Here is a 17,626-nt window from a genome sequence, read left to right as displayed (position 1 = left end):
GCACCTCCAGGATCGGAGAAGTGTCATGGCCCACGCCGCAGCCGTGGCGAAGTCGCCGCCCGGCGCCGAGGCGTCACCGCCCCCGGCGGGGCGGCTGCGCAGGACCGGCGCGGCCCCGCGCCGCCTGCCGTATCTGCTGATCGCCCCGGCCGTCCTGCTGATGCTCGGCTTCATCGCCTACCCGGTGCTCAGCGTCTTCTACTACAGCCTGCGCCATCACAACCCCACCAAGCCCTGGCGCAACGGCTACGCGGGCTTCGAGAACTTCGTCACGGCGTTCACCGACGACCCGGATTTCTGGCGCACCCTCGGTTTCAGCTTCCAGTGGGTCGCCGTCGAGGTCGTCCTGCAGCTGCTGCTCGGACTCGCGCTCGCCCTGCTGGTCAACCAGACCTTCGCAGGCCGCGCCCTCGCCCGCGCCCTCGTCTTCTCGCCGTGGGCCGTCTCCGGTGTGCTCACCTCCACGATCTGGCTGCTGATCTTCAACTCCCAGACGGGGGTCACCCGTTACCTCGCGGACCTCGGCATCGGCAGCTACGGGACGTCCTGGCTCTCCGACACCGGCACCGTCTTCCCCGCCGTCGTCGTCGCCGAACTCTGGCGCGGCGTCCCCTTCTTCGCGATCCTCATCCTCGCCGACCTCCAGTCCGTGTCGAAGGACCTCTACGAGGCGGCCGAGGTGGACGGCGCGAGCCGGTGGCGGCAGTTCCTGCACATCACGCTGCCGCACCTGAAGGACGCGATCATCCTGTCCACGCTGCTCCGCGCGGTCTGGGAGTTCAACAACGTCGACCTGCTCTACACCCTCACCGGCGGCGGGCCCGCGGGCGAGACCACGACCCTGCCGCTGCGCATCGCGTCCATCGCCGTCGACTCCCACGACTTCGGCTACGCCTCCGCGCTCACCGCCGTCGCCTTCGTGATCCTGCTCTTCTGCTCGCTGCTCCACCTGCGGCTCAGCAAGTTCGGAGGGCAGGAGAAGTGAGCAGCGTCAGCGCGCCGTCCCGTCGGCAGATCTACCTCCCCCTCGGCCTCTACCTCCTCTTCACCCTCATCCCCTTCTACTGGATCCTGCTCTTCGCCCTGCGGCCCAGCGGCTCCACCTCGCTCCTGCCGTGGCCCCTCACCTTCGAGCACTTCGACAAGGTGTGGAACGAGCGCAGCTTCGCCACCTTCTTCCGGAACAGCCTGCTGGTGGGCGCCGCCTCGATGGTGATGACCACGCTCGTCGCCCTCGCGGGCGGCTACGCCCTGGCCCGCTTCGACTTCCGGATCAAGCGCGGCTTCCTGCTGGCGCTGCTGTGCTCGCAGTTCATTCCCGGCGCCCTCATGCTCGTTCCGCTCTTCCAGATCTTCGCCGAACTCCGGATGATCAACTCGCTCGGCAGCGTGATCGTCGCGGAGACCGTCTTCCAGCTCCCGCTCTCCATGATCCTGCTCAGCGGCTTCATCAAGAACGTCCCCTACGCCCTGGAGGAGGCCGCCTGGGTCGACGGCTGCGGGCGCTTGCGGGCCTTCTGCGCCATCGTCCTGCCGATGCTCCGGCCCGGCCTGGTCGCGGTCGGCTCCTTCGCCTTCGTGCACAGCTGGAACCACTTCCTGTTCGCCCTGATGTTCCTCAGCGACCAGGGCAAGCAGACGATCCCGGTGGGCCTCGCGACCCTCATGGGCGCCGACAGCGTCGACCTGGGCGCGCTCGCCGCGGCCGTGCCCGTCGTGATCGTCTTCGCCTTCATCCAGAAGTGGCTGGTCACCGGGTTCAGCGCCGGGGCGGTGAAGGGATGAGCGGGCTCCGGCGGCCCCTGCCCGTCGTGCTGGCCGGCGCGCGCGGCCACGGCGCCCGGCACCTGGAGAACATCCGCCGCCTCCAGCACGCCGGTCTGCTGCGCCTCGTGGGCGTCTGCGAACTGCGGCCGCTCACCGGCGAGGAGCTCGCGGGCTTCGGCGCGGTGCGGCAGTCCGCCGACTTCGCGGGGCTCCTCGACGCGACCGGCGCCGCCGTCGCCGTCGTCTGCACCCCCATCCCCACCCACACCGCGCTGGCCCTCGCCGCGGCAGCCCGCGGCGTCCACCTCCTCCTGGAGAAACCGCCCGCCCCCTCGTACGAGGAGTTCCTGCGCATGGCCGACGGGGCGGCCGCGGCGGACATCGCCGTCCAGATCGGCTTCCAGTCGCTCGGTTCGCACGCGGTCCCCGCGATCCGCCGGCTGATCGCACAGGGGGCGGTCGGCGAGGTGACCGGGGTCGGGGCGGCGGGCGCCTGGGTGCGCGACGAGGCCTACTTCCGCCGCGCGCCGTGGGCCGGGCGCCGCCGCCTCGACGGCGCGGACGTCGTCGACGGAGTCCTGACCAATCCGCTCGCCCACGCCGTCGCCACCGCACTCGCCCTGGCGGACGCCACCGCCGCCGACGCCGTCACCACGGTGGAGACCGAACTGTTCCGGGCCCACGCCATCGAGTCCGACGACACCTCGTGCGTCCGCGTGCGCACGGCCGACGGCGGCCGGATCGCCGTGGGCGCGACGCTGTGCGCGCACACCGCCGATGAGCCGTACGCCGTCGTGCACGGCACCCGGGGACGCATCACCTTCTGGTACCGGCAGGACCGGCTGGAGGTCCACCGCGCGGGCCCCGCCCCTGCCCTGGCCTCCACCACCCGCCACGGCAGGACCGACCTCCTGGAGAACCTGGTCGAACACCTCGCGGGGCGCGCCAGGCTCCTCGTCCCGCCCGCCGCGACCGGCGCGTTCATGAGGGTCGTCGAGGCCGTCAGGACCGCGCCCGAGCCGGTGGCGCTGCCCGCGCGTGCCTGGCGCGCCGCCCCGGGCGAGCGGGCGGAACGCCGCATCGTGCACGGCGTCGACGGGCTGGTCGCCGCCTGCGCCGACACCCTCCGCCTCTACTCCGAGCTGGGCGCCGACTGGGCCCGGCCCGCCCCGACGACCTTCACCACGAGGTGAGTACGCCATGAACCATTCCCTCGTCCTGCGCTGCGCGGGCCGGCCCGTCGGCCGCTACGCCTACCGGACCGAGCAGGCCCCGCAGCTGTCCCCGCGCCCCTGCCTGCACCCCGTCACCACCCTCGCGGGCACGACCGTCAGCGACCTCGGCCCGGCGGACCACCCCCATCACCTCGGGGTCGGCGTGGCCGTGCCCGACGTGGCGGGCCACAACTTCTGGGGCGGCCGCACCTTCGTAAGGGACCGGGGCCCCAGCGACCTCGACAACCACGGCGTGCAACGGCACCAGGGGTTCAAGCTGCGCGACCCGGACGGCTTCGTGGAGGACCTGACCTGGTCGGCGGGCGGGCGGGTGCTGCTGCGCGAGCGCCGCACCGTCGCCGCCGCCGGACTGACCGCCGCCGCCTGGGCCCTGGACTTCACCTTCTCCCTCACCAACGCCACCACCGAGGAGGTGTCCTTCGCCAGCCCCGCCGTCAACGGCCGCCCCGGCGCCGGATACGGCGGTTTCTTCTGGCGCGCCCCGAAGGCGTCCGCGCCTCCGCGCGTGTTCACCGCGGACACCGAGGGCGAGGCGTCCGGACACGGCGCACGCGCCGACTGGCTCGCGCTGGCCGGGGACGGCTGGACCCTGGTGTTCGCCGGAGCCACCGCGGCCACCCGGCGCGACCCGTGGTTCGTGCGCGCCGCGCAGTACCCCGGCGTCGGCTCGTCGCTCGCCGCCGTCACCCGCCTGCCCCTCGCCCCGGGCGACACCGTCGTACGCCGGGTCGTGACCGTCGTCGCCGACGGTGCCCCGGGCCGGGACGAGGCGGCGGCGCTGGTGCGCAGGGCGGTGACGGCATGAACGCGTGCCCTCCGGACGGAGCGTCCCCTCCGGACGGAGTCTGCGGCGGCCTCGGGGTCTACGGCGACCTCGGGGACGGCACCTACCGCAATCCCGTCCTCGCCGCAGACTGGTCCGACCCCGACGTGCTGCGGGTCGGCGACGACTTCTACCTCACCGCGTCCAGCTTCGGCCGCGCCCCCGGCCTGCCGCTGCTGCACTCCCGCGACCTGGTCAACTGGACCCTGATCGGCCATGCGGTGGAACGCCTGGAGCCCGCCGGGGCGTACGCCGTGCCCCGGCCCGACCGCGGGGTGTGGGCGCCGTCCCTGCGCCACCACGGCGGGCGGTTCTGGATCTTCTGGGGCGACCCCGACCACGGCGTCTTCCAGGTCAACGCCCCCGGAATCCGCGGCCCCTGGACCCGGCCGCACCTCCTCAAGCCCGGCAAGGGCTTCATCGACGCGTGTCCCCTCTGGGACGAGGAGACCGGCGCGGCCTACCTCGTGCACGCCTGGGCCGCCTCGCGGTCCGGCGTGAAGAACCTGATCACGGGACACCGCATGAGCGCCGACGGCCGTGAACTCCTCGACGGGGGGCGGGTTTTGATCGACGGCGACCGGCTCCCCGGCTGGTTCACCCTCGAAGGGCCCAAGCTCTACCGGCACGACGGCCGGTTCTGGATCCTCGCCCCGGCCGGGGGAGTGGAGACCGGCTGGCAGGGCGCCTTCCGCTCCCGCGCCTTCGGCGGCCCCTACGAGGAACGGATCGTGCTCCAGCAGGGCGCCACGGACGTCAACGGCCCGCACCAGGGAGGCTGGGTGCGCACCGCGCGCGGCGAGGACTGGTTCCTGCACTTCCAGCAGCGCGGCGCGTACGGGCGGGTCGTCCACCTCCAGCCGATGCGCTGGGACACCGAAGGCTGGCCCGTGCTCGGCGACGACGGCGTCCCCGTCCCCGTACACGCGAAGCCGGACCTGCCACCGCAGCCGGTTGCCGCGCCCGCCACCGACGACGACTTCCCCGGCGGCCGTTTCGGACGGCAGTGGCAGTGGGCCGCCAATCCCCGGGACGGCTGGGCGAGCGCGCACGTCGGGGACGGCCTGCGACTGGCGTGTCCGCGCACCGCGGCGGTCGACGATCCGCGTGCCCTGCCGCACGTCCTCACCCAGCGCCTGCCCCTGCGGCCGTGCACCGCGGAGGTCCGGCTGAGCCTGGCCGCGCACGCGCCGGGGGCACGGGCCGGGTTCGCGGTGCTCGGTGACGCGTACTCCTGGACCGGGCTCGAGCGGGGTGCCGACGGCGGGGTCCGGCTCGTGCACCGGTTCGCGGAGCGCGGCGGGCGCGAGCGCGACGCCGAGCACCCGCGGCCGGCGCCGGACGACAGCGCCCGGCTGCGCATCGAGGTCACCGAGGGCGCCCGCTGCCGGTTCCTCGCCGACACCGGGGACGGCTTCCGCGCCTCGGGCCCCGTCTTCGCCGCGACGCCCTGGAACTGGGTCGGCGCGCTGCTCGGCCTGTTCGCCGCCGCGCCCGCCGGTTCGGGCCCCACCGGCACGGCCCTGTTCACCCGCTTCCGCATCACGCACTGACCGCATCCCGCACGGAACCGCATCACTCAACCGAAGAGGAGAGCCGAAGATGACCAGGAAGAACGCCCGCGTACGGTCCCGTGGCAGCGCCGCGCTCGCGCTGACCGCCGCCCTCGCCCTCACCGCCACCGCCTGCGGCGACGACGGCGGCGGCGCGGCCGGGGACAAGGGGAGCGAAGGCTCGGGCAAGGGCGAGATCACCTTCTGGGACAACAACACCGCCGTACGGCACGACATCTGGCAGGAGATCATCGGGGACTTCGAGAAGGCCAACCCCGACATCGACGTCCGCTACGTCGGGGTGCCCGCGGAGAGCGTTCAGTCCAAGTACGACACCGCCATCCAGGGCGGCGGCCTGCCCGACGTCGGCGGGGTCGGCGCCGCCATGCTCGCCGGGATCGCCGCGCAGGGCGCGCTGGAGCCCCTGGACAAGCGCATCGACGACAGCGCGCTGAGCGGCAGGCTGAACCCGGCCATGGTGGACAGCGTGCGCACCGCGGGCGGCGGCAACCGGCTGTACACGGTGCCGACGTCCGCCAGCAACGGCGTCCTCTACTACCGCACCGACCTGTTCGAGGCGGCAGGCCTCGACGCGCCCACCACCTGGTCGAAGTTCTACGCGGCGGCCGAGAAGCTCACCGACCGGGGCGCCAACCGCTTCGGCTACACCATCCGCGGCGGCGAGGGCTCCATCGCGCAGGCCCTCGACGCGATGTACGGCCAGTCCGGCATCGGCTCCTTCTGGGACGGCGACAGGACCACCGTCAACCACCCCAAGAACGTGGCCGCGTTGAAGAAGTACGCCGCGCTCTACAAGAAGGCCACGCCGTCGGCCGACCTCAACAACGACTTCACCAAGATGAACGCCCAGTGGGACAACGGCCGCATCGGCATGCTCAGCCACAACCTCGGCTCCTACGCGGACCATGTGAAGGCCCTCGGCCCGGGCAGGTTCCGCGGCCTGCCCAACCCGACGACCGACGCCGGGGTCCGCGTCCAGGTCTCCAACCCCGTCGACGGCCTGGCTCTGTTCAAGCCGGGCAAGAAGAAGAGAGCCGCCTGGAAGTTCATCGAGTTCGCGGCCTCGCACGCCGCCAACAGCAAGTGGAACGAGTCGGCGGGCGCCATTCCCGCCAACACCGAGGCCGCGAAGGACCCCTGGGTGAAGAAGGCGGAGCCCACCGCGCTGGCGGCGGCCGCGCTGAGCGACGGTTCGACGAAGATCGTCCAGCTGCCCTACCACCTGCCCGACTGGAACACCCTCAGCAAGGCGGAGAACGAGCCGGGCTTCCAGAAGGTGCTGCTCGGCAAGTTGTCCGCGAAGGACTTCCTCGACCGGTTCGCCGAGCAGCTCAACGAGGCGCAGGCCGAGTGGCAGAAGCAGAACGGGTGACCGCCGCGCCGGTGCCGGGCAAGGCGCCGGGGACGTCCTGCCGGTCGTGCGGTGCGGCGGCGGGGGAGAAGGAGGTGGCGGCGGAGCCGGTGTCGACGGTGGTCGCCTGGCCGCCGCCCGCGAGCAGCCCGCCGAGCAGGCCGAGCAGGGCGGGGACCGCGCGTGCTCTGCGCGCGCGTGGCAGGGAAGGCATGGGGGGTCCCTTCGCACGTCAGGTGGGGGTTTCACACGACGGTCTGGCCTCAGGACGCCAGCAGCTCCGCGTACGCGCCGAGGGCGAGGGCGACGTCCACCTGGGCCCAGAACCGGTGGTAGGTGAACGTCGGGGCCGGGCCGCCCGCCAGGTACCCCTCGACCTTCGGCCAGTCGGGATCCTTGCGGTAGAAGGAGCGGATCGAGGAGAACGTCGACGACGGGTCGACGGTGTCCCCGTTCGGCATCCTGCCGCTCCAGCCGTTCGGCACGTACACGCCGTCGCCGAAGCGGCTGTAGTCGGCGCGCCGCTCCGCCACCGCGACGCCCCGGGCGCCCCTGTGGTGCGTCCACACTCCGTCGAGCAGCGCTTTGGCGGTCGCCGCCGCCTTCGCGTGGCCGGACCTGGCCGCGTAGTAGACCAGGGTTCTCGCGTAGGCGCCCGCGACCCCCACGTCATCGGTGCGGTCCACGACCGTGACGTGCAGGCCCGCGTTGGCGCCGGGACTCGACGGGTTCCAGGTGTCGGGCTTGCCGGACCAGGCGAGGGTCGAGGGGAAGAGGTATGTCCCGTCGGCGCCGACGGTGGTGTGCGCCAGCGCCCAGTCGACCCACTTGCGCAGGACGGCCCCGGCGTCCGCGGCACCCGTCTGGTGGTAGTACTCGGCGACCCGCTCCATCGACCAGGCCTGGAAGCCGAACCACTGGTTGGACGGCGGGTCGTGGTACACGGGCTTCTCGTCGTAGTACATGCCGTAGAACGTGGGCGTGCCGGCCGGCGGCGTCGCGTAGCGGCCCTGCCAGCTGTTGGTCGCGCCCCCTGCGATCGCACCCTCGGCGCACTGGAGCCAGCGGTAGAACTCCAGCTGCCGCTGGAGGCTGCGTGCCCAGTCCGCCCTGCCCGAGGCCGACTTGGGGGTCAGCGCCGCGTACGAGCTGAGGGCGTACGCGGCGAGCGGGTTCTGGTAGCCGCCGTGGCTGTGGCTGCAGCCGATGCGCCAGGCCCAGCCCGCCGAGGTGTCGAGGGCGCCGCCCCACGCGTAGTACCAGGAGATCAGGTAGTGCGCGCTGCTCTTGCCGCTGCCCGGCGCGCAGCCGGCCGGCGACGTGCAGCCGCCGACCCGCTTGAAGTACTTGTCGAACATGGCGTAGCGCAGGTAGTCGCCCATCTTCGCCGCCTTCGCGACGACCGCGGCGACCTGCGACTGTCTGCCCTGCGCGGTGGCCCACTTGTGCGCCCAGTAGGCGGCCTGCACGGCGCGCGCGTCGGCGTCGGGAGCGTTGGTGAACTTCCACTGCCTGGCGTACGAGGCGTCACCGGTGAACAGGTCGAGGTAGCCGTTGCGGCCCCCGTAGGTGAAGTCGTCGCGGCAGGGCTGGGTGACCGTCTCCCAGACCGACTCCTGGGGGCCGCGCTGGAAGGTGTTGATGTACGTCGGCGTGGCGCCCGGGCCGCCGAAGCCGTAGGTGTTGTCGACGTCCTGCAGCCAGTGCATGCCGTAGATGTCGTCGGTGCCGTACGCGCTCTTCAGCTCGGCGGCGAGCGGGTCGGATCCCGCGGCGACCGAGGGGTCGAGCCGGGCGGGGTACTGCGCGGGCTGATCGTGTTCGGGAGCGTATGTGGCGGGTTTCGCGGGCTGGTAGAAACCGTTCGTCGGCTGGTCCGCGCGCGTGGGGATCATGAATTTCTCCATGGTTTCCCACGCCGCGCCGAAACGGCTCCAGTCGCCGGTGACCTTGCCGTACATGGCCTGTAGCCAGATCAGATAGCTGTAGGCCTCCGAGGTCGTCTCGTGCCCGTGGTCCGGGGCTTCCACTATCAGCGTCTCGACGGAGTGGTAAGGAATGCCCGACGGCGAGAAATAGCCGTTCGCGGGATCGGTGATCGTCGCGTAGAGGTCGAGGAAACGCTGTTCGTACAGCGTGGCCGCCGTCGGCCTCTCGCCGGCGTGAGCGCTCTGACCTGCCGGGCCCAGGGCCGGGACGGCCGGGATCACGGCCGCGGCCGCGCCGATGGACAGCAGACGACGGCGGCTGAGGGAGTGTCTGGAATCTGTGGGATCCGGTAATGGACGCACGGGGAAGCCCTTCTTCCGAAAGCTGGTGGGAGCGCTCCCAAAGTCCTTGTGCGACTTGGGGTTGTCAAGGGTGTCCGCGTGCATCGGCCGGTCGAATTCATTCGACGGGGAACCCCGCGGGATTCCGTGGGATTCCGCGGGATTCCCCGGAAAACGCGGCAACCTTTTCCCCGCGCCGCGGTGACTTGCTCGTCAGAGAGCCGTGTTCGGTCCTTCCGTACCCGACTGACAAGGAGTCGCCCGTGCGACACCCCCAGCGGCAGTTCCGCGCGCTCGCCGCCCTGGCCGTCCTGCTCGTCGCCGGCGGCCTCACGCCACCGGCGTCCGCAATGCCCGCGGGCCCCGCCCCGCCCGTCCTGCACGCCGAGGGGAACCGCCTCGTCGACGCGGACGGCGCCCCCCACCGCCTCCTCGGAGTCAACCGCTCCGGGAGCGAGTTCGCCTGCGTCCAGGGCTGGGGTGTCTTCGACGGGCCCGTCGACGACGCCTCCGTGCGGGCCATCGCCGACTGGCGGGCCAACGCCGTCCGCATCCCCCTCAACGAGGAGTGCTGGCTCGGCACCGCCAACATCGACCCGCGCTTCGGCGGCGCGAACTACCGGGCGGCCGTCGACGGCCTGGTCCGGCGCGTCCGGGCCCACGGCATGACACCGGTCGTCGAACTGCACTGGTCCCACGGCCGGTACACCGGCAACTCGGCCGGCTGCCACGACCTCCACGCGAGCTGCCAGAAACCGATGCCGAACGCCCGGTACACCCCGGCGTTCTGGACCTCCGTCGCCACCGCCTACAAGGACCACCCGGAGGTCGTCCTCGACCTCTTCAACGAGCCCTACCCGGACCGCGCGACCCCCACCACCGCCGCGGCGTGGAGCTGCTGGCGCGACGGCGGCACGTGCCCCGGCATCGACTACGAGGTCGCCGGCATGCAGGACCTCCTCGACGCGGTGCGCGCCACCGGCGCGAAGAACCTCGTCCTCGCGGGCGGCATCGCCTACTCCAACGACCTGAGCGGCTGGGCGGCGCACGCGCCGCACGACCCGGCCGGCAATCTCGCCGCCGCCTGGCACGTCTACAACTTCAACAGCTGTGCGGACGAAGGCTGTTGGCAACGCACCCTCGCGCCCGTCGCCGGGAGGGTCCCGCTCGTCGCGGGCGAGATCGGCGAGAACACCTGCGCCCACGGATTCATCGACCGCGTCATGAAGTGGTTCGACGACCGCGGGCTCTCCTACCTCGGCTGGACCTGGAACACCTGGGACTGCGCTTCGGGCCCGGCCCTGATCAGTTCGTACGACGGCACCCCCACCCCGTTCGGCGCCGGGCTGCGCGACCGCCTGCGCGCCCTCGCATCCTGAACCCCGCACCCGAGAGGCAGCGAACACCCCATGAGCCGCATACACCGCAGATCACGCACCCTGATGCTCGCCCTCACCACCGTCCTCGCCGTCAGCGGCGGCACCGCCCTCGCCCTGGACGGCGCGGCCACCGCGCGCTCCGCCGCCGCCCGGGTCGACAACCCGTACGCGGGCGCCAAGGTGTACGTGAACCCCGAATGGTCGGCGAAGGCCGCCGCCGAGCCCGGCGGGAGCGCCGTGGCGAACCGGCCCACCGGCGTCTGGCTCGACCGGATCGCCGCCATCGAGGGCGCCGGCGACGCGATGGGACTGCGCGACCACCTCGACGCGGCCCTCCAACAGCGGGCGAAGGTCGTGCAGTTGGTCATCTACAACCTGCCGGGCCGGGACTGCGCGGCACTCGCCTCCAACGGCGAGCTCGGCCCCACCGAGATCGACCGGTACAAGAAGGACTACATCGACCCGATCGCGCGGATCCTCGCGGACGCCAGGTACGCGAACCTGCGCATCGTCACCACCGTCGAGATCGACTCGCTGCCCAACCTCGTCACCAACACCTCGGGCCGCCCCACCGCCACCCCCGAGTGCGACGCGATGAAGGCCAACGGCAACTACGTGAAGGGCGTCGGCTACGCGCTCAAGCAGCTGGGCGCCGTCCCGAACGTCTACAACTACGTGGACGCGGGCCACCACGGCTGGATCGGCTGGGACGACAACTTCGCCGCCTCCGCGCAGGTCTTCCGCCAGGCGGCCACGGCCGAGGGCAGCACGGTCGACAACGTGCACGGCTTCATCACCAACACCGCCAACTACAGCGCCCTGAAGGAGGAGAACTTCAAGATCGGCGACACCGTCGGCGGCCGGTCGGTCCGCGAGTCCAAGTGGGTCGACTGGAACCGCTACACCGACGAGCTCTCCTTCGCCCAGGCCTTCCGCGCCCAGCTGGTGTCCGCCGGCTTCCGCTCCGACATCGGCATGCTGATCGACACCTCGCGCAACGGCTGGGGCGGGGCGGCGCGGCCCACCCGCCCCGGCCCCACGACCGACGTGAACTCCTATGTGGACGGCGGCCGTTACGACCGGCGCGTGCACGTCGGCAACTGGTGCAACCAGTCGGGCGCGGGCCTCGGGGAACGCCCGCAGGCCGCCCCGGAGCCCGGCATCGACGCCTACGTCTGGATGAAGCCGCCGGGCGAGTCCGACGGCGCGAGCAAGGAGATCCCGAACGGCGAGGGCAAGGGCTTCGACCGGATGTGCGACCCCACGTACGGCGGGAACGTGCGCAACAACTACAACAAGTCCGGCGCGCTGCCCGGCGCCCCGCTCTCCGGGCACTGGTTCTCGGCGCAGTTCCAGGAGCTCCTGAAGAACGCGCACCCCGCGGTATAGCGGTATAGGGGTCCGCGGTGGGGCGTCCCGCCCCTGTTCAGCAGAGTCGAAGCGCTTCGACTCCAGGTATGGACAGGCATGGGACGCCCCTCTAGGGTCGGTCGCACCGTTCCGCCGCCCACCCCAGGAGAGCCGCATGGTCACCCTCGCCGAGGTCGCCAAGCACGCCGGAGTCTCGGCCAGCACGGTGAGTTACGTCCTCAGCGGCAAGCGGTCCATCTCCACCGGCACCCGTGAGCGCGTCGAGCGCAGCATCCATCAGCTCGGCTACCACCCGAACGCGGGCGCCCGCGCCCTGGCCAGCAGCAGATCCAACGTCATCGCCCTGATGATGCCGCTGCGCACCGACATGTACGTGCCCGTGATGATGGAGATCGCCGTGGCCGTCGCCACCACGGCCCGCGCCCACGGGTACGACGTGCTGCTCCTGACCGGCGACGAGGGCCCCGCGGCCGTACGCCGGGTCACCGGCAGCGGGCTCGCCGACGCCATGATCCTGATGGACGTCGAGCTGACCGACGAGCGGCTGCCGCTCCTTCGCGAGACCACACAGCCCGCCGTGCTGATCGGCCTGCCCGCCGACACGGCCGGACTGACCTGCGTGGACCTCGACTTCGAGGCGACGGGCGCGCTCTGCGTCGACCATCTCGCCGATCTCGGCCACCGCGACGTCGCGGTCATCGGCGAGGCCCCGGCCGTCTACGAACGGCACACCGGCTTCGCCGAGCGCACCCTCGTCGGACTGCGGTGGCGGGCGCGGGAGCTGGGCGTGCGGCTGCTGCACCGGCCCTGCGACGCGGGGTACGGGCCCACGTCCGCCACCCTCGCCCGGGTCTTCGACGAGCGCCCCGGCACCACGGGCTTCGTCGTCCAGAACGAGTCGGCCGTCGAGCCGCTGCTCGGTCTCCTGCGCCAGCAGGGCCGGGCCGTCCCCGAGGACGTGTCGGTGATCGCGGTCTGCCCGGACCAGGTCGCCCTGCAGGCGTCGGTGCGGCTCACCTCCGTCGCCATCCCCGCCGAGGAGATGGGGCGCAGTGCCGTGGAGCGGATCGTGGCCAAGCTGGCGGGGCGCGGCGCGGACGAGGTCGAACTGATCGCCCCGGAACTGACCGTGCGGGCCAGCTCGGGACAGGCTCCCAGCTGACCCGCCCCCCCCGCCGCATCGGGGGCGCCCTCTCAGCGTCCGGAGACCCGCAGGGAGTTGGTCCGGAAGTCGAGGCCGCCGGCCGAGCCGCTGATCTCGTACCCGAACTGCACGTCGCCGATGGTCTCGTCGCCCATCCAGTGCTTGGTGTTCTTGATCCACTTGAGAATGGGCAGGATGTCGACGGTCCCTGCGGAGGAGTCCGCCGTGCGCAGGAACGAGAACACTTCGTTGGCGCCGTTGTTCCCCTTGTAGACCGCCCAGGTGTGGCCGCCGAGCGTGGCGTCGCCCTGGTACGAGCCGAGGGCGCCCACGTTCCCGTGGCGGTTGACCCAGAGCATGATCTCGTAGTCGTAGTCGGTGTCCCAGATGTCGTACGAGGAGTTGTAGTCGCCCGCCGACGGCACGGTGACGTCGTACGAGCTCTTCAGGGACGAGAGTGCGTCGACCCGCTTGCCCACCACCTTCTTGGAGTTGGGGTAAGACTTGATGCCGCTGGTGTTCGGGTGGTCGGCGCGCACGCTCCACCGGGTGCCGGAGTCGGCCGCGATGCACTGACTGCCCGCTCCCGAGCCCCAGATGTTGTTGTAGAGGGTGTAGCCGTCGAGCGTGGTGGTGCCCCACTGGTCGCAGGAGGTCCAGACGGCGGCGCGGGCGGGGGCGGCGGCCAGGGCGCACGCCACGCCCGCGGCCAGGGCGGGGGCGAGGAACAGCCGGGTCAGGGTGGTGCGGTGCGGGTTTCGTCGCATGGTCTCTCTCCAGAGGTGGGGGGAATCATCGTGAACTCGGGGTTCAAGGACAGGCTCTGAGGGCGCGGAAGCCGTGTCGTCAGCCCTTGACCGCGCCGGTGAGCATGCCCTGCTTGAAGTGCCGTTGGACGAACGGCGAGAGCACGGCGACAGGGATCAACGCCAGCACCATCACGGCCATCTGGACGGCGAGCGGTGACAGGTGGCCCGTGTTGATCGCCTGGCTGAGCCCGGTCGGCTTCTGCTGTTTGAGGACCAGCTGCTGCAGCACGTTCTGCAGTGGCAGCATGTCCGGGTCGCTGAGGTAGATCGACGCGTTGAACCAGGCACTCCAGTAGCCCACCGCGTAGAACAGGGTGATCACCGCGAGGACCGCGCGCGACAGCGGCATGACGATCCGCCACAGGATGCGCAGGTCCCCGGCGCCGTCGATGCGGGCACTCTCCACCAGCTCCTGGGCCGTGCCCATGAAGAACGCGCGCAGGACGAGGATGTTGAAGACGTTCAGGGCGCTCGGCAGGATCAGCGAGAGATAGGTGTCGGTGAGCCCGAGGCCCTGCACCACCAGGTACGTGGGGATCAGACCGGCGCCGAAGAACATGGTGGCGACGATCACGAGCAGGAGCGGGCGGTGCAGTACGGACCCGGGGCGCGAGAGCCCGTACGCGCACAGCACCGACACCACCATGCTGAACAGTGTTCCGGCCAGCGTGACGCCCGCGCTGACCAGCGCGGCCCGCGTCACCTGACCGCCGCCGAGCAGTTCCTGGTAGTGGATGAACGTGACGCCACGGGGAATCACCACGAGACCGCCCGTCTCGGTGATCGTCCGCACCGAGGAGAGGCTGGTGACGACCACCACCCAGACCGGGAAGAGCACGGCCAGGCAGACGAGCGCCAGGGTGACGCCCTTGGCGGCGAGACCGGCCCGGGTCGGCGGCTCCTCCCACGCGGGGCGCAGACCGGACCTGCTGCCCGGCTCGATGCCGAAGTTCAGTACCTTCAGGGCACTCACCGCTTGTACACCCCCTGCTCGCCCATGAGATGGGCGGCCTTGTTGGCGCCGAGGACCAGCACGAGGCCGAAGACGCCCTTCACGATGCCGATCGCGGCGCCGTAGCCGAAGTTGCCGTTGTCGAGGCCGGTGTTCCAGACGTAGGTGTCCAGGACCTCGGACGCGGAGGGGCCCACCGCGGCGCGCTGCAGGAGGATCTGCTCGAAGCCGACCGTGAGCGCGTTGCCGACCTGGAGGACCAGGAGCAGGGCGACGACCGGGCGCAGCGCGGGGAGCTGGATGTGCCACATGCGGCGCCGGCGGTTCGCGCCGTCCATCGCGGCCGCCTCGTACAGATCGGGGCTGACCGCGGCGAGCGCGGCGAGGAAGACGATGACGCCCCAGCCCGCGTCCTTCCAGATCATCTCGAAGGTGACCAGGAACGTGAACAGGCGCGGATCGGTCATCAGGTCGAAGCCCTCGTGACCGTGGTCCCGCAGGACCTGGGCGACCAGGCCCGCCCCGCCGAACATCTGCTGGAAGACGGTGATGACCAGGACCCAGGAGAAGAAGTGCGGCAGGTAGAGGACCGCCTGGGCGACGGCCCGTACGCGCGGGCGCACGAAGCTGTGGACGAACAGCGCGAGCGCGACCGGCACCGGGAAGAAGAGCGTCAGCTGGATCGCGAAGATCGCCAGGGTGTTCCTGACGGCCTGCCAGAAGAGCCGGTCCTCGGCCATGTGCCGGAAGTGCTCGAAGCCGATCCAGGGGCTCTGGGACATCGCCCGGAACGCGTTGTCCGCGATATAGGGGTCGTAGTCCTGGAAGGCGACGATGTTGCCGATCAGCGGGACGTAGGTGAAGACGAGGAGCAGCAGCAGCGCGGGCAGCACCATCAGGAGCAGGGCGCGGTCGCGGCGCAGCCGGTGGCGCAGCGGTACGCGCGCCGCGCGTGTCCGCGCCGGAGAGGACCGGGGCGCGGCGGGGGCGGGCGCGGGCCCGCCGGGGGCGGCCGGGCGCGCTTCGGTGGTTCCGTGCGCCATGTCAGGACGCCGGATCGCCGGCGGCCCCGGACTCGTCGAGGAGCTTCTTGTACCAGTCCCGCAGCTTGTCGCCGCCGCCCGCCTTCCAGTCCGCGGCGGCCCGCCGCACGTCGGAGACCTTCCTGCGGCCGCGCACGACGTCCTTCTCCAGGTCCTCGAACTCGGCGTCGAGCTCGGTGTACCGGACCGGCTCGATGATCATCATGCCGTGGAAGAGGGGCTTGCGGGTGTGGGCGCCCTGGCGCTGCTGCCACTCGACCATGCCGCGGGTGACGTCCGGCAGGTCGGGATAGGCGACGAAGGGCGCGGGCGACGCGAGGTACTCGTACGTCGAGAAGACCTCGTCGTTGCCCCGGCCCGTCTTGGTGAGGACCCCGTCCTCGAAGGTGTGGTGGACGCCCTCGACGCCGTACATGCGCAGCCGCTGCTCCTTCGAGCCGTAGGGCGCGGCGGTGAAGTCGGCGAGGGCGAGGATGTCGCGGACGGTCTTCTCGCCGGCCTTCTCGCTGATGAACGTCCAGATGTCGGCGGGCGGGCGCGCGTACAGCGTGGGGGCGCCGCCGTCGGGGGCGAAGTAGTCGAAGGCCTCCATGCGGAACCGCTTGTCGTCCACGCGCTGCACCGCGGCCTTGCCGTACCAGTCGGAGAGGTCCTGGCAGTACATCCACACCTTGCCCGCGGCGCACAGGTCGCCGATGCTGCCGGTCTCGGCCTTCGCGTCGGGGTGGACGAAGCCCGCCGAGTAGACCTTGCGCGACCATTCAAGGGCTTCGAGGTACTCGTCGGTCTCACAGCGGTTGACGAGCCTGCCGTCGACGAGCTTCCAGTAGTACGGCTTCTCCGGCAGCACGCCGAAGACGGCGTACGCCGCCCAGGTCATGTCGCCGCACGCCCACACCTTGCTCCTCGGGGCGTTCAGCTGCTTGCACAGGTCGTAGAACTCCTGGGCACTGGTGGGCGCCCGCAGGCCCTCCCTCGCGAAGAGGTCGGTGCGGTGGAAGGGAGCGATGTTCGGGGTGGTGGGGGCGGGCATCGGCAGGCCGCGCAGTCTGCCGCCGAAGACGGAGCGCCGCCAGGCACCGGTCGGGATCGCGGCGAGGTTCGGGTACTCCTTGACCTTGTCGCCGCTCAGGTAGGGGCCGAGGTCCGCGAACTTGTGGGTGATGGCGCTCGGTATCCTGCCGGTCAGCTCCCAGCCGGGTACGACCACGGCGTCCGGGACGTGGCTCGAGGCGAGGACCGCGCCCAGCTTCTGGCCGTACGTGTCGCCCTGCTGGTTCTGCCACGTGACGTGGACGCCCGCGGCTCTGTCCATCGCGGTCCAGTACGGATTGCCCTGCTTGGGCACGTTCCCCCAGAGGGGCGCCATGACGGTGAACCGGCTGCCGCTGCCCAGTCGTTCGGGCACCGACACCTTGAGCTCGGCCGCGGGCAGGGCCTTGGTGAAACCGGCCGCGGAGCCGTTCTTCGCGGGGATGTCCGGCGTGGCGAGGTCCGACGCCACGTACGCGGGGAGCAAATCCTTGAGCTTCTGGCCCGTCGTGGTGCCCTCGGACTTCGAGCCGCCGCCACCGCAGGCGGTGAGCAGCGGGGCGGCGCCCGTCAGGGCCAGCGCGGCGAGCCCGGACGACGAGGCGAGGAGGCCCCTGCGGGTCGGGCCGGGTCTGGGGGAGGGGGAGTTCGGTGTCATTGCGTCAACCCTTCGTGGCGCGCCAGGACACACGGCGATGACCGCCGGTCGGCTTCCGGAGCACAGGCGAGAGTGAGTCTTCTTCTCCTGATCGAAGCGCTTCGATGCGGAGCGAGAGTAGGTGACGGGCCGGACCGTAACAAGCCTCCGGGTTCGAATTCCTCAACGGTGCCGCAGTGTTGGCCGCATATGGCGTGACGGGAGGGCGAACTCGCCAG

The 17,626-nt window shown here is 71.4% G+C and carries 15 protein-coding genes; 9 read left to right on the top strand and 6 right to left on the bottom strand.

Features of this window, described 5'->3' with window-relative positions; translation table 11 throughout:
- Positions 1-25 precede the first annotated feature (25 nt).
- Genes ACFVYL_RS02230 through ACFVYL_RS02205 form a run of 6 tightly spaced genes read left to right on the top strand, consistent with a single transcriptional unit; the run spans position 26 to position 6,771 of the window.
- On the top strand, positions 26-985 hold the full coding sequence (locus ACFVYL_RS02230; protein ID WP_389712372.1) for a carbohydrate ABC transporter permease: 960 nt from the start codon (positions 26-28) through the stop codon (positions 983-985).
- Entirely contained in the window at positions 982-1,785 is an 804-nt protein-coding gene (locus ACFVYL_RS02225; protein ID WP_389712371.1) for a carbohydrate ABC transporter permease, read from the top strand. Before ACFVYL_RS02230 ends, ACFVYL_RS02225 begins: the two co-directional genes overlap by 4 nt.
- Positions 1,782-2,960: a Gfo/Idh/MocA family protein gene (locus tag ACFVYL_RS02220; RefSeq protein ID WP_389712370.1), complete on the top strand. Its 1,179-nt coding sequence runs from the start codon at positions 1,782-1,784 to the stop codon at positions 2,958-2,960. The genes ACFVYL_RS02225 and ACFVYL_RS02220 overlap by 4 nt, the downstream gene beginning before the upstream one ends.
- Positions 2,961-2,967: 7 nt before the next feature.
- Positions 2,968-3,807: a PmoA family protein gene (locus tag ACFVYL_RS02215; protein ID WP_389712369.1), complete on the top strand. Its 840-nt coding sequence runs from the start codon at positions 2,968-2,970 to the stop codon at positions 3,805-3,807.
- Complete coding sequence (locus ACFVYL_RS02210) at positions 3,804-5,378, top strand: family 43 glycosylhydrolase (protein ID WP_389712368.1); 1,575 nt, start codon at positions 3,804-3,806, stop codon at positions 5,376-5,378. Before ACFVYL_RS02215 ends, ACFVYL_RS02210 begins: the two co-directional genes overlap by 4 nt.
- Positions 5,379-5,427: 49 nt before the next feature.
- On the top strand, positions 5,428-6,771 hold the full coding sequence (locus tag ACFVYL_RS02205; RefSeq protein WP_389712367.1) for an ABC transporter substrate-binding protein: 1,344 nt from the start codon (positions 5,428-5,430) through the stop codon (positions 6,769-6,771).
- Here ACFVYL_RS02205 and ACFVYL_RS02200 read toward each other — a convergent pair.
- Together ACFVYL_RS02200 and ACFVYL_RS02195 are read right to left on the bottom strand one after the other, a co-directional pair.
- Positions 6,731-6,964, bottom strand: coding sequence for a hypothetical protein (locus ACFVYL_RS02200; RefSeq protein ID WP_389712366.1), 234 nt, complete (start codon positions 6,962-6,964; stop codon positions 6,731-6,733). The two genes, ACFVYL_RS02205 and ACFVYL_RS02200, sit on opposite strands and share 41 nt — an antisense overlap.
- A gap of 49 nt (positions 6,965-7,013) precedes the next feature.
- The gene (locus tag ACFVYL_RS02195) at positions 7,014-8,987 is read right to left on the bottom strand and encodes a glycoside hydrolase family 48 protein (RefSeq protein ID WP_389712455.1); all 1,974 of its coding nucleotides are present in this window, start codon (positions 8,985-8,987) and stop codon (positions 7,014-7,016) included.
- A 296-nt stretch (positions 8,988-9,283) separates the two neighbouring features.
- Here ACFVYL_RS02195 and ACFVYL_RS02190 point away from each other — a divergent pair, with 296 nt between their 5' ends.
- From ACFVYL_RS02190 to ACFVYL_RS02180, 3 genes are all read left to right on the top strand, one after another.
- Positions 9,284-10,399, top strand: a complete 1,116-nt coding sequence (locus ACFVYL_RS02190; protein ID WP_389712365.1) for a glycoside hydrolase family 5 protein — start codon at positions 9,284-9,286, stop codon at positions 10,397-10,399.
- Between the two features lie 30 nt (positions 10,400-10,429).
- Complete coding sequence (locus ACFVYL_RS02185) at positions 10,430-11,788, top strand: glycoside hydrolase family 6 protein (RefSeq protein ID WP_389712364.1); 1,359 nt, start codon at positions 10,430-10,432, stop codon at positions 11,786-11,788.
- A gap of 136 nt (positions 11,789-11,924) precedes the next feature.
- Positions 11,925-12,932, top strand: a complete 1,008-nt coding sequence (locus ACFVYL_RS02180) for a LacI family DNA-binding transcriptional regulator (RefSeq protein ID WP_389712363.1) — start codon at positions 11,925-11,927, stop codon at positions 12,930-12,932.
- 32 nt (positions 12,933-12,964) lie between these two features.
- Here ACFVYL_RS02180 and ACFVYL_RS02175 read toward each other — a convergent pair whose 3' ends face one another.
- The 4 genes from ACFVYL_RS02175 to ACFVYL_RS02160 all read right to left on the bottom strand — a co-directional run bounded on the left by ACFVYL_RS02175 (position 12,965) and on the right by ACFVYL_RS02160 (position 17,408).
- On the bottom strand, positions 12,965-13,681 hold the full coding sequence (locus tag ACFVYL_RS02175) for a hypothetical protein (RefSeq protein WP_389712362.1): 717 nt from the start codon (positions 13,679-13,681) through the stop codon (positions 12,965-12,967).
- Between the two features lie 79 nt (positions 13,682-13,760).
- Positions 13,761-14,696 carry a carbohydrate ABC transporter permease gene (locus ACFVYL_RS02170; protein ID WP_389712361.1) on the bottom strand — a complete coding sequence of 312 codons (936 nt, stop codon included), beginning with the start codon at positions 14,694-14,696 and terminating at the stop codon, positions 13,761-13,763.
- Complete coding sequence (locus tag ACFVYL_RS02165) at positions 14,693-15,718, bottom strand: ABC transporter permease (RefSeq protein ID WP_389712360.1); 1,026 nt, start codon at positions 15,716-15,718, stop codon at positions 14,693-14,695. Before ACFVYL_RS02165 ends, ACFVYL_RS02170 begins: the two co-directional genes overlap by 4 nt.
- 1 nt (position 15,719) lies before the next feature.
- Positions 15,720-17,408 carry an extracellular solute-binding protein gene (locus ACFVYL_RS02160; protein WP_389712359.1) on the bottom strand — a complete coding sequence of 563 codons (1,689 nt, stop codon included), beginning with the start codon at positions 17,406-17,408 and terminating at the stop codon, positions 15,720-15,722.
- Positions 17,409-17,626 lie beyond the last annotated feature (218 nt).

This window comes from Streptomyces sp. NPDC058308 (assembly GCF_042880275.1).
Taxonomy (GTDB): Bacteria; Actinomycetota; Actinomycetes; order Streptomycetales; family Streptomycetaceae; genus Streptomyces.
This window is presented reverse-complemented; position numbering and strand designations above follow the sequence as displayed.

What these genes read in the sequence shown, in the direction of transcription:
- ACFVYL_RS02230 (WP_389712372.1), top strand. Translation starts at nt 26, where the DNA reads ATGGCCCACGCCGCAGCCGTGGCGAAGTCGCCGCCCGGCGCCGAGGCG.
- ACFVYL_RS02220 (WP_389712370.1), top strand. Translation starts at nt 1,782, where the DNA reads ATGAGCGGGCTCCGGCGGCCCCTGCCCGTCGTGCTGGCCGGCGCGCGC.
- ACFVYL_RS02215 (WP_389712369.1), top strand. Translation starts at nt 2,968, where the DNA reads ATGAACCATTCCCTCGTCCTGCGCTGCGCGGGCCGGCCCGTCGGCCGC.
- ACFVYL_RS02210 (WP_389712368.1), top strand. Translation starts at nt 3,804, where the DNA reads ATGAACGCGTGCCCTCCGGACGGAGCGTCCCCTCCGGACGGAGTCTGC.
- ACFVYL_RS02205 (WP_389712367.1), top strand. Translation starts at nt 5,428, where the DNA reads ATGACCAGGAAGAACGCCCGCGTACGGTCCCGTGGCAGCGCCGCGCTC.
- ACFVYL_RS02200 (WP_389712366.1), bottom strand. Translation starts at nt 6,964, where the DNA reads ATGCCTTCCCTGCCACGCGCGCGCAGAGCACGCGCGGTCCCCGCCCTG.
- ACFVYL_RS02185 (WP_389712364.1), top strand. Translation starts at nt 10,430, where the DNA reads ATGAGCCGCATACACCGCAGATCACGCACCCTGATGCTCGCCCTCACC.
- ACFVYL_RS02180 (WP_389712363.1), top strand. Translation starts at nt 11,925, where the DNA reads ATGGTCACCCTCGCCGAGGTCGCCAAGCACGCCGGAGTCTCGGCCAGC.
- ACFVYL_RS02175 (WP_389712362.1), bottom strand. Translation starts at nt 13,681, where the DNA reads ATGCGACGAAACCCGCACCGCACCACCCTGACCCGGCTGTTCCTCGCC.
- ACFVYL_RS02165 (WP_389712360.1), bottom strand. Translation starts at nt 15,718, where the DNA reads ATGGCGCACGGAACCACCGAAGCGCGCCCGGCCGCCCCCGGCGGGCCC.
- ACFVYL_RS02160 (WP_389712359.1), bottom strand. Translation starts at nt 17,408, where the DNA reads ATGACACCGAACTCCCCCTCCCCCAGACCCGGCCCGACCCGCAGGGGC.